The organism is Bacillus xiamenensis (genome assembly GCF_000300535.1).
Classification (GTDB): Bacteria; Bacillota; Bacilli; order Bacillales; family Bacillaceae; genus Bacillus; species Bacillus xiamenensis.
The window spans coordinates 73,856-85,407 of record NZ_AMSH01000005.1; the positions used below are offsets into that span (position 1 = coordinate 73,856).

At 42.0% G+C, this 11,552-nt stretch carries 9 protein-coding genes; 6 read left to right on the top strand and 3 right to left on the bottom strand.

The genetic code is table 11. The features are described 5' to 3' along the window. The first annotated feature begins 28 nt into the window (after positions 1-28). The 3 genes from ligA (at position 29) to BA1_RS03540 (ending at position 4,415) form a co-directional block, all read left to right on the top strand. Positions 29-2,035, top strand: a complete 2,007-nt coding sequence (ligA, locus tag BA1_RS03530) for an NAD-dependent DNA ligase LigA (protein ID WP_008355804.1) — start codon at positions 29-31, stop codon at positions 2,033-2,035. 15 nt (positions 2,036-2,050) lie between these two features. Next, positions 2,051-3,238 carry a CamS family sex pheromone protein gene (locus BA1_RS03535; RefSeq protein ID WP_008355806.1) on the top strand — a complete coding sequence of 396 codons (1,188 nt, stop codon included), beginning with the start codon at positions 2,051-2,053 and terminating at the stop codon, positions 3,236-3,238. A gap of 169 nt (positions 3,239-3,407) precedes the next feature. Continuing rightward, positions 3,408-4,415 carry a phosphotransferase enzyme family protein gene (locus tag BA1_RS03540; protein WP_008355807.1) on the top strand — a complete coding sequence of 336 codons (1,008 nt, stop codon included), beginning with the start codon at positions 3,408-3,410 and terminating at the stop codon, positions 4,413-4,415. Positions 4,416-4,459: 44 nt separating this feature from the next. Here BA1_RS03540 and BA1_RS03545 read toward each other — a convergent pair whose 3' ends face one another. Together BA1_RS03545 and putP are read right to left on the bottom strand one after the other, a co-directional pair. Further along, a complete protein-coding gene (locus BA1_RS03545; RefSeq protein ID WP_008355809.1) occupies positions 4,460-5,152 on the bottom strand; it encodes an MgtC/SapB family protein in 693 nt (230 codons plus the stop codon). A 170-nt stretch (positions 5,153-5,322) separates the two neighbouring features. Beyond that, a complete protein-coding gene (gene putP, locus BA1_RS03550) occupies positions 5,323-6,804 on the bottom strand; it encodes a sodium/proline symporter PutP (RefSeq protein WP_008355811.1) in 1,482 nt (493 codons plus the stop codon). 424 nt (positions 6,805-7,228) lie between these two features. On the opposite strand from putP, the gene gatC reads away from it, so the two are divergent. The 3 genes from gatC to gatB are packed head-to-tail and all read left to right on the top strand — an operon-like array spanning position 7,229 to position 10,435. Continuing rightward, positions 7,229-7,519, top strand: coding sequence for an Asp-tRNA(Asn)/Glu-tRNA(Gln) amidotransferase subunit GatC (gene gatC, locus BA1_RS03555; protein ID WP_003213898.1), 291 nt, complete (start codon positions 7,229-7,231; stop codon positions 7,517-7,519). 14 nt (positions 7,520-7,533) lie between these two features. Then, positions 7,534-8,991 (top strand): Asp-tRNA(Asn)/Glu-tRNA(Gln) amidotransferase subunit GatA, encoded by a 1,458-nt coding sequence (gene gatA, locus BA1_RS03560; RefSeq protein WP_008355813.1) that lies wholly within the window; start codon positions 7,534-7,536, stop codon positions 8,989-8,991. A 13-nt stretch (positions 8,992-9,004) separates the two neighbouring features. Beyond that, positions 9,005-10,435, top strand: coding sequence for an Asp-tRNA(Asn)/Glu-tRNA(Gln) amidotransferase subunit GatB (gene gatB / locus BA1_RS03565; protein ID WP_008355815.1), 1,431 nt, complete (start codon positions 9,005-9,007; stop codon positions 10,433-10,435). 185 nt (positions 10,436-10,620) lie between these two features. On the opposite strand, the gene BA1_RS03570 is transcribed toward gatB, so the two are convergent. Further along, a complete protein-coding gene (locus BA1_RS03570) occupies positions 10,621-11,466 on the bottom strand; it encodes a TetR/AcrR family transcriptional regulator (RefSeq protein ID WP_008355818.1) in 846 nt (281 codons plus the stop codon). Positions 11,467-11,552: the final 86 nt, after the last annotated feature.

Sequence of the window (11,552 nt, forward strand, 5' to 3'; positions counted from 1 at the left end):
AAACGGATGAAGTGAAAGGAAGAAGCAGATGGATAAAGAAGCAGCGAAACGCCGGATCGAGGAACTGCACCAGATTTTGAATCAATACAACTACGAATATCACACACTGGATCGTCCAAGTGTTCCTGACGCTGAATATGATGCGCGGATGCGTGAGCTGATCTCTCTAGAGGAAGAACACCCTGATTTAAAAGCAGCGGATTCACCCTCGCAAAGAGTAGGAGGCGCTGTTTTAGACGCCTTTCAAAAGGTACGTCACGGCACGCCGATGCTCAGCCTTGGCAATGCGTTTCATGAACAGGATCTTCTTGATTTTGACCGCCGGGTTCGTCAGGCAGTCGGTGACGACGTCGCTTACAATGTTGAGCTGAAAATTGATGGACTCGCTGTTTCTCTCCGTTATGAAAATGGGGTGTTTGTTCGAGGTGCCACGCGTGGTGATGGGACAATTGGTGAGGATATTACCGAAAACCTTAAGACCATTCGTTCGATTCCGCTCAAAATCAATCGTCCTCTGTCGATTGAAGTGAGAGGCGAGGCATTTATGCCCAAACCTTCTTTTGAAGCATTAAATGAAATAAGATTACAAAACGAAGAAGAACCGTTTGCCAACCCGCGTAATGCGGCTGCCGGCTCACTTCGTCAGCTTGATACGAAAATTGCAGCGAAACGAAATCTGGATATCTTCGTCTACAGTATAGCGGAGCTTGATGAAATCGGTGTCGACACGCAAAGTGCAGGACTTGATCTTCTCGATGAGCTTGGTTTTAAAACGAACAAAGAAAGACGGACGTGTCAAACAATTGAAGAAGTGATCGACCTCATTGAAACACTGAAAACAAAGCGTGCGGATTTCTCATATGAAATTGATGGCATTGTCATTAAAGTCAATTCCTTGGCTCAGCAGGAAGAACTAGGCTTCACAGCAAAAAGTCCAAGGTGGGCGATTGCGTACAAGTTCCCTGCTGAAGAAGTCGTGACGAAACTGCTTGATATTGAGTTAAATGTCGGGCGTACAGGCGTCATCACACCAACAGCGATACTTGAGCCTGTAAAGGTGGCAGGGACAACAGTGCAGCGTGCTTCTCTTCATAATGAAGATTTGATCAAAGAAAAGGATATTCGTCTTCTTGATCAAGTCATCGTGAAGAAAGCGGGCGATATTATTCCTGAAGTCGTAGGCGTCCTTGTCGATCAGCGTACAGGAGAAGAGAAGCCATTTCACATGCCGGCTGAATGTCCAGAATGTCAAAGTGAATTAGTGAGAATCGAAGGAGAAGTAGCACTGCGGTGCATCAATCCAGAATGTCCCGCCCAAATACGTGAAGGCCTCATTCACTTTGTGTCTCGCAATGCCATGAACATTGATGGACTTGGGGAACGGGTCATTACACAGCTTTTCAAAGAACGGCTCGTGTCGCGGGTGTCTGATCTTTACCGATTAACGAAAGAGGAGCTCATTCAACTTGACCGAATGGGCGAGAAATCGGTCGATAACTTACTGCGTTCGATCGAGCAATCGAAAGAAAACTCTCTTGAACGATTACTGTTTGGACTCGGCATTCGATTTATCGGCTCTAAAGCGGCGAAGACGTTGGCGATGCATTTCGAGGATATCGATCAGTTAAAACAAGCGACGAAAGAACAATTACTCGAAGTCGATGAAATTGGTGAAAAAATGGCCGATGCAGTCGTCACGTACTTTGAGAAAGAAGAAATACTGGATCTGCTAAATGAACTTAAAGAACTTGGAGTCAATATGACCTACACAGGACCAAAGCCTGTGAAAGCAGAGGAAAGTGATTCCTACTTTGCTGGCAAAACCATTGTGCTGACCGGGAAGCTGGAGGTCATGTCTCGAAACGACGCAAAGGCGGCGATCGAAGCATTAGGCGGCAAGTTAGCAGGTAGTGTGAGTAAAAAAACAGACTTAGTCATTGCCGGTGAAGCAGCTGGAAGTAAGCTGACAAAGGCGGAAGAACTCAATATTGAAATATGGGATGAAGCCAAAATGCTCGAGGAGCTAAAGAAATAAGAGGAGTGTTTTCTATTGAAAAAGTTGCTATTGCTGCTGACAATGCTCACACTGGTATTGTCAGCGTGTGCACCTTTTGGGGGAAAAGACGAGGAAGAGGTTACACAAAAAACGGATGAAACGAAAGAAACAGCCATCATCCCAATGTACAATATCTCTGATTCGTATTACAAAATGGTGCTGCCGTTTAAAGAAGGTGCTGCAAGAGGATTAACAGCAGAGCGTCTCAATACACGCTTAGATATTGATGAATTTGAAACAGGACTGATGCGCCTGGCGACAGAATCATTTAATACAAACGACTATCTTTTCCAAGAAGGACAGCATTTAGATGAGGATACCGTTCTCAGCTGGCTGGCGCGCAAAAAAACAGGCAGTGATCTGAAAAAAGCTGAAAAAGAAGATAAAAACTTTAAGAACCTTGGATTAAACCCTGCTCTTCCAAACTCAGGTTCAACGAAGTCCAAAAACGAAAATAGTCCAATCTACTTGGCTTCGATGCTAGAGCATAATTACTTAATTCGAAAAGATAAAAACAGCTTACAGCTTGGCGGAGTCGTCATTGGTCTTGCGCTAAACTCTGTATATTATTATCGAGAAAATGTCGGAGATCCTCAACAAGAGGTAACCATCGATTCATCGAAAAATTCTAAGAAGCTTTTAGCGGAGGGTGAAAAAATCGCTGAGAAAGTCATCAAACGACTTCGTCAAATGGATGGGCTGCAAAAAGTGCCTGTCATGATCGCCCTTTATAAACAAGCACCAAAATCGTCTATCGTACCAGGAAACTTTATCGCCAAAACCGATGTGAAAGCAGGTTCATCTGATATTGGCAATTGGGATACGATCAAAGAAGAGAATGTTTTCTTCCCTTCAGATAATGCAACAAGCACCTACAAAGACGATTCAGAACGATTTGACCGCTTCAAGACAAAAGTAGAAGACTACTTCCCAAATTACACAGGTGTGGTAGGTACAGGCTTTTATAAAAACGGAAGCCTGCAAAAAATGAAAATAGAAATTCCAATGCAATTCTACGGAAAAACAGAAGTCGTAGCATTCACGCAATACTTAACAGGTGAAGTGATGGATTACTATAAGAGCACCAATATAGAAATCAACATCACATCTTCTGATCAACAAGAAGCCCTGATCACGAAAAATGCTGAAGACAAAGAACCAACCGTCCATATATATGATTAATCAAAAGCCGCCACGCCTCTAAGGCGGTTTTCTTTTCAAATAAGAGGGATTTTTTAAACGTTTGTCAAAGTATGTGAAGAAACCAAAAGGAAAGGCAGGTATGTTGATGCTCGTATAAATGCTGATAACCGTCATGTATAAGTAAATAGACGACAAAAGGAGAATCAGCATGCATAAAGAAGTAAAAGCGCGATACAATGAACAAATGGTCTTAAAGAAAGCGGCTCTATTATATGACTTTCACCCAGAACAAGTCACATTTCTAGCCGATGCAGAAAATGATGTGTATGAATATAAGGCTAAAAATGGGGTGAATTATATATTAAAAATCACCCATACCATTCGCCGTTCATGCCCGTATATTTTAGGAGAAATGGACTGGATTCGGTATTTATCTGATCATGGCATCTCAGTAGCTAAACCGGTCTTATCAGCAAGAGGAAAAGATGTTGAAGTGATTCCCGATCAAGCAGGAGGCGCTTTTTTGCTGCGTGCATATGAAAAAGCACCGGGCAGAAAAGTGACGGAAACGGATTGGAATGGACAATTGTTTCAGGCGTTAGGTGCTTATACAGGGCGCATGCATCAAGCGACCAAACAATATCAAGTGAAAGATCCTCGCTATAAGCGTCAAGAGTGGTATGAAGAAGAGCAATTAAAGCTTGAATCATATATTCCTTCTGATCAAACGGTTGTGCTGCAGCGAAAAGATGAACTGATGCAAAAGCTTCACCAGCTCCCGATATCCAAGGATGTCTATGGACTGGTGCATGCCGATTTACATCATGGGAACTTCCATTATCATCAGGGAGACATCATTGCATTTGATTTTGATGATTGTGGATATCACTGGTTTATCAACGATATGAGCATTTTGCTATACAACGTTCTATGGTATCCGGTGATTCCGTATGAGGATAAAGCTGAATTTACCGCTGAATTTATGAGCCATTTTCTCAAAGGCTATCGACAGGAGCATGAGCTTGATGACGCATGGCTGGCAACAATACCAGATTTTCTTATGCTGCGTCATATGCTTATTTATGGGCTTTTACATCAAGCATTTGATCTCCAAACACTAAGCGCTGACGAAAGCGCCATGCTGGCGCGTTTTCGAAAGGAAATTGAGGACAATATACCAGTGACGCCTTTTGACTTTCATCAGCTGGCGCGATAAAAGAAACCCCCTTGCCGTTTGAAACAGCAAGGGAGTTTTTGATACTACACCGTATCACACTTCACGCCGACAACACCTTCTAAATCTTTAATATCAAAGTACACATCGGTTGTATAGCGATCTTTATGCACACGTACGCGTACTTCCATGATCGGATAGTCCTTTTCCTTTAAATCATCAATACGTACGGAATGAATGCGAATATTGAGTGCTTTCATTTCTTTCAAAATGTCTGTCATGCGGTTGCGATCAGAAAGTGACATTCTGATGCGGATTTCTTTTTCCTGTAAGCGAATCGGTCCAATTCGCTGGAAGAGCCAAGGTAAAAATTCGACACTCACCAGAATAAAGAAAAGGCTGAGGAAGGCTTCTTTATAAAAACCTGCACCTGTTGCAACCCCAAGTCCTGCTGCTCCCCAGATCATCGCAGATGTCGTAAGACCTGAGATGACGTCATTGCTTTTACGCAGAATCACACCTGCTCCAATAAAACCAACACCAGATATAATTTGCGCCGGTAACCTGAGTGGGTCCATTTGAAGCTTAGAGACTCTAGGGAAATTGTAGGCTGCATCAATGCTGATGATGGTTAATACGCAGGAGCTGACAGCAATGACAATACACGTTTTTAAACCGAGCGGCTTTTTCTTCAGCTCGCGTTCAAGACCGATAATCAAACCGATTAAGGTGGCAACGGCTAATTTTAAGACCGTATCCCATTCAATTGTCCAAAACATGCGTATCGCTCCTTTCACTTCATGTACGTTTCACATCATGTATATGATCTTCTCACAGCCTATATGGCTGCCACAACTTCTATTTTATTCAGAAACGGGAGAAAGAAAAGCATTTTATTAAAAAATGAAGAGAGTCATCCGCTAGATGCAGATGACTCTTCACTTCTATATTATTTTGATTCTTCTTCGAGATGGGTTTCCATTTTGTGAAATAGCTGTTTTGATGCTTTTGTCGGCTTACTTGTCATTAAGCTCACAATAATTGCAGTTAAACCACTTAACGTAAAGCCAGGAATCATTTCATAGATACCTGTTGAATGGTTGAGACCTGTCGTGATCCATGTCAGAACCACAACGGCACCAACAATCATCCCGACAAGTGCCCCGTGATGATTCATCCGTTTCCAGTATAGACAAAGTAAGATAACTGGACCGAATGAAGAACCAAATCCTGCCCACGCATAACCGACGAGGTCAAGTATGGTATCACTAGGGTTGAGTGAAAGACAAAGAGCAATAACTGCCACCACTAGTACAGACATACGGCCAATCATCACAAGCTCTTTATCCGAGGCTTTCTTTCTAAAGAACGTTCTGTATAAATCCTCTGTCATCGCACTTGCTGTGACAAGCAGCTGAGAGGAAATTGAACTCATAATTGCTGCTAAAATGGCAGAAAGTAAGAATCCAGTAATGTACGGATGGAACAACACTTTAGAAAAGACGATAAAGATCGTTTCAGGGTCAGCAAGGTTCATACCCGTTTCATGTACATATGCGACACCAACTAAACCGACAGACAGTGAACCAATGACTGAAATAATCATCCAGCTCATTCCGATTCGGCGTGCTGGTTTTAAATCTTTTACGGACGTAATCGCCATAAAACGTACGATAATATGAGGCTGTCCAAAGTAACCTAGTCCCCAAGCGAGGAAGGAAATAATGCCAATGACGCTCGTTCCTCTAAAAATATCAAGCAATTTAGGGTCAATCTGTTGAATATCTTGGAATGTGGCAACAGGTCCGCCTAATTGTGTAAAGGCAACGATCGGCACGAGCACTAATGCTAAAAACATAATAGCTCCTTGGACAAAGTCTGTTAAGCTCACTGCCAAAAATCCGCCAAACAGTGTATACAAAACCACAATACTTGATGTCAAAATCAGTCCAAACATGTAATGAGCGCCGAATGCTGATTCAAATAAACGCCCGCCTGATACCATCCCAGACGATGTATACAGTGTAAAGAAGATTAAAATGATGACGGCTGAAACAGCTTTTAATAAAGCAGATGATCCTTTGAATCGTTTGTCAAAGAAATCAGGAATCGTAATAGCATCATCCGCAATTTCTGTATAAGAACGTAAACGAGGTGCAAGAATTAAATAGTTCAAGTAAGCACCGACTATTAAACCAATTGCAAGCCAGGTTGTCGATAAACCTGTTTTATACATTTCACCTGGTACACCCATCAGCATCCAACCGCTCATATCCGCAGCACCTGCTGATAAAGCTGTAACGAATGGGCCAAGTCCGCGTCCACCAAGCATATAATCATTTAAATCATGTGTTTTCCTAAACGCATACCAACCAATCGCAAGCATTCCGATAAAATAGATAGATAAGGAAATCGTAACTTCAATACTCATGTAGTTTTCTCACCTTTTTCGTATTAATTTGACATCACCTCAATCAAAATATACAGAAGTGCTAGGGCAGGATTTTCATTTCATTGCCCTGCTCACTGCTATGGTTACTTAACCTATCAGAGTATTCCCAAGTGATCAACCGTCTTAAACATCTCCATTTTGAAGAAAAAATGCATGGATTGATGATAAGACTCTATATGTATGCGTTTACAAAAACAAACCAAAGTAAAAATATTCTGAAAAATAAATAGTCACCTTGATGAATATTTTCGCTACTTGCTGCACGACAATGACATATCAAGAGACAAAGCCTGTCTGAGCGTCTTTGTAAAGTTGCTTTAGAACAGTAAAATTTGATATGATAAAGTGTATATGACTTATGATCATGACCATGAACACGTATCATTTTTGGAGGTGAACCTGCATGTCAAGAATTTCAATAGAAGAAGTAAAGCACGTTGCGCATTTGGCGCGGCTTGCGATTACAGAAGAAGAAGCTGAGATGTTTACAGAACAGCTGGATAGCATCATTTCATTTGCAGAGCAGTTAAACGAGGTAGATACGGAAAACGTTGAACCAACCACACACGTATTAAAAATGAAAAACGTCATGAGAGAAGATGTTCCGAATAAAGGTCTTTCCATTGAGGCAGTCATCAAAAACGCGCCTGATCATAAAGACGGCTATATTCGTGTGCCATCAATTTTGGACTAAAGGAGGCCTGAGACATGTCATTGTTTGACCACAAAATTTCTGAATTAAAAGAGCTTTTACATAAAAAGGAACTGTCTGTTTCTGATTTAGTGGACGAGTCTTATAAACGAATCCATGAAGTAGACGGTAAAGTACAAGCATTTCTTGCGCTTGACGAAGAGAAAGCACGTGCATATGCAAAGGAATTAGACGAGGCAGTTGGTGAAAAGGACGAGCTTGGTCTATTGTTCGGTATGCCGATCGGTGTCAAAGATAACATCGTGACGAAGGATTTACGTACAACCGCATCAAGTAAGATCTTACAAAACTTTGATCCAATTTATGATGCAACCGTTGTGAACCGCCTAAGAGAAGCGGAAGCTGTCACAATCGGTAAATTAAACATGGACGAATTTGCAATGGGGTCTTCTACGGAGAACTCAGGCTACAAAGCAACGAAAAACCCGTGGAATTTGAACACCGTTCCAGGTGGATCAAGCGGTGGATCAGCAGCTTCTGTTGCAGCAGGGGAAGTACCATTCTCCCTTGGTTCAGATACAGGCGGTTCCATTCGTCAGCCGGCATCATTTTGTGGTGTTGTTGGTCTTAAACCGACATATGGCCGTGTATCCAGATACGGTTTAATCGCATTTGCTTCATCATTAGATCAAATTGGGCCGATTACGCGTAATGTAGAGGACAACGCATATGTTCTTCAAGCGATTGCTGGTGTCGATCAAATGGATGCTACAAGTGCAAATGTCGATGTACCAGATTTTCTTTCTTCATTAACTGGTGACATCAAAGACTTGAAAATCGCTGTGCCAAAAGAATATCTTGGCGAAGGCGTTGGCGAGGAAGCAAAAGAGTCTGTTCTAAAAGCGTTGAAAGTATTAGAAGGACTTGGTGCGACATGGGAAGAAGTGTCTCTTCCGCATTCTAAATATGCGCTTGCGACTTACTACTTACTGTCATCTTCTGAGGCATCTGCGAACCTTGCTCGTTTTGACGGCATCCGCTATGGCTATCGTACAGACAATGCAGACAACCTGATTGATTTATATAAAAATACCCGTTCTGAAGGCTTTGGAGATGAAGTAAAACGCCGCATCATGCTTGGCACATTCGCTCTAAGCTCAGGATATTACGATGCATACTATAAGAAGGCGCAAAAAGTCCGTACTCTGATTAAAAAAGACTTTGAAGATGTTTTCGAAAAGTATGATGTCATTGTAGGACCAACAACACCTACTCCTGCATTTAACATTGGTGAAAAAACAAGCGATCCACTGACTATGTATGCAAACGACATTTTAACGATCCCTGTTAACCTTGCAGGCGTTCCAGGAATCAGTGTACCTTGTGGATTTACAAACGGTCTTCCGCTAGGACTGCAAATCATCGGTAAACACTTTGACGAAGGAACCGTGTACCGCGTGGCTCACGCTTTCGAGCAAGCAACAGATCATCATAAAGCAAAACCTGAACTGTAAGGGGTGAATCAGAATGAACTTTGAAACGGTAATTGGACTTGAAGTCCACGTAGAGCTAAAAACACAATCAAAAATTTTCTCAAGCTCGCCGACAGCTTTTGGTGCGGCTGCCAATACGCAAACAAGTGTCATCGACCTTGGGTATCCTGGCGTACTGCCGGTGCTGAACAAAGAAGCGGTGAACTTTGCGATGAAAGCGGCAATGGCGCTGAACTGTGAGATCGCAACTGATACAAAATTTGACCGTAAAAACTATTTCTATCCTGATAACCCAAAGGCGTATCAAATTTCTCAATTTGATAAACCAATCGGTGAAAACGGCTGGATTGAAATTGAAGTAGACGGCAAAACAAAACGAATCGGTATTACGCGTCTTCATTTGGAAGAGGATGCAGGGAAACTGACGCACACAGGCGACGGTTATTCACTCGTCGATTTCAACCGACAAGGCACACCGCTTGTTGAAATCGTATCTGAGCCAGACATTCGCACACCAGAAGAAGCATATGCTTACTTAGAAAAATTAAAATCTATTATTCAATATACAGGCGTTTCCGACTGTAAGATGGAAGAAGGCTCACTGCGCTGTGATGCCAATATTTCTCTGCGCCCAATTGGACGTGAAGAGTTTGGAACGAAAACAGAGCTTAAAAACTTGAACTCTTTCGCTTTCGTTCAAAAAGGACTTGAATTCGAAGAGAAACGTCAAGAGCAAGTATTGCTTTCTGGCGGTGTGATTGAGCAGGAAACACGCCGCTATGACGAAGCGTCTAAAAAGACGATCCTCATGCGTGTGAAAGAAGGCTCTGATGATTACCGCTACTTCCCAGAACCAGATTTGGTGGAGCTGTACATTGATGACGAGTGGAAAGAACGCGTAAGAGCATCCATTCCAGAGCTTCCAGACGAGCGCCGCAAACGCTACATTGATGAACTTGGACTGCCTGCATATGATGCAATGGTGCTGACGCTGACAAAAGAAATGTCTGATTTCTTTGAAGCGACCATTTCAGAAGGTGCGGAAGCGAAGCAAGCATCAAACTGGCTCATGGGTGAAGTATCTGCATATTTAAACTCCGCTCAAAAAGAGCTGGAAGAAACAAAACTTACGCCACAAGGGCTTGCTGGCATGATCAAACTCATTGAAAAAGGAACGATTTCTTCTAAGATTGCCAAAAAGGTATTCAAAGAGCTGATTGAAAATGGGGGCGATGCAGAAACAATCGTCAAAGAAAAAGGACTTGTCCAAATTTCTGACGAAGGTGCACTGCTCAAGCTAGTCACAGAAGCACTTGATAACAACCCGCAATCCATTGAAGATTTCAAAAATGGAAAAGACCGCGCAATTGGTTTCCTAGTTGGACAAATCATGAAAGCATCGAAGGGACAAGCAAACCCGCCGATGGTCAACAAGATTCTTCTCGAAGAAATCAAAAAACGCTAAATCGCAAAAACCGCCACATGGATGATGAGGCGGTTTTTTTGTTGGTGAAAATGACAGGGTCTTATTAGAGATTCAGACCACCGCCGTATATCAATTCATTGGTTCTTTTTTTATAATGAAGCATAAACTTTAGCACATATTCGAAGGGGATAAAGGTGAACGAAAGTGAACATCGCCACGTATTGTCATTGAAGGAACACCTTCAATTGTTCCACAGCTCTTTGGACAGCGGAGTCCTCACACGTTTCTAAATTTGTCAGCATCCCTTGAATGACCGGTTTGCGGGGCTGATCTTTGGCCAGTTCTTCTTCAATCACTTCAATGGATACAAGGGTATCATCAGATAAAAGATGTTCAGATTTTAACAATCGAAGATCTTCTTGAAGAGTAGCGGCATTTGGAGCTTCATCATCCCAAATGTTTTGCTTCAGAATTGGCTTCGCATGAGAACGAAGAAGCCCATGAACCAAATCATCAAATCGGTCGAGAATAAAGGATGAGAGCTCATCACATGATAATTGCATCTGATCTTGCAAAAGCAGTATCTGCACATAAGATTGGATGATTCCTTGAATCATGACTGACAGGTCAGTTATATATGGTTCGATCTCCTGTCCATACGTGGTCAAAATAGAAATTTGGATTTCATCATTCATCTGCTTTTTAACCGTTTTGGAATACTTTTTAATTTGCTGGTTTTCCGGAATAATGTTCTCGCTGAGGATCAAAATGATAAAATCCTTGTTCTCAGCAAAGTGTTGAAACTGTTCAGCGATTTGTTTCTGAAAAATCTCTCTAGGCGCAAGATGCTGATTCTCTTTTCGAATCTTTTCAATACTTTGCATAGACGTGTCGATATAATATTCAAACGCTCGGTTGAAAAGCTGTTCTTTTGATTTGAAATGCAAGTAAAATGCACCTTTGGATATTCCGCATTCATCTGCAATTTCCTGAATGGTCGTAGAAGAAAAACCCTTTTTCGCAAACAACTGGATGCTTGCTTTAATGATTTTTTCTTTTTTTTCGTTCATGAAATAAGGCCCCTTCAGCTTTAGAATGTTACGTCAAACGCAAGTGAAATGGTTGACGACATTGTATATCACCGTTTATTATGATA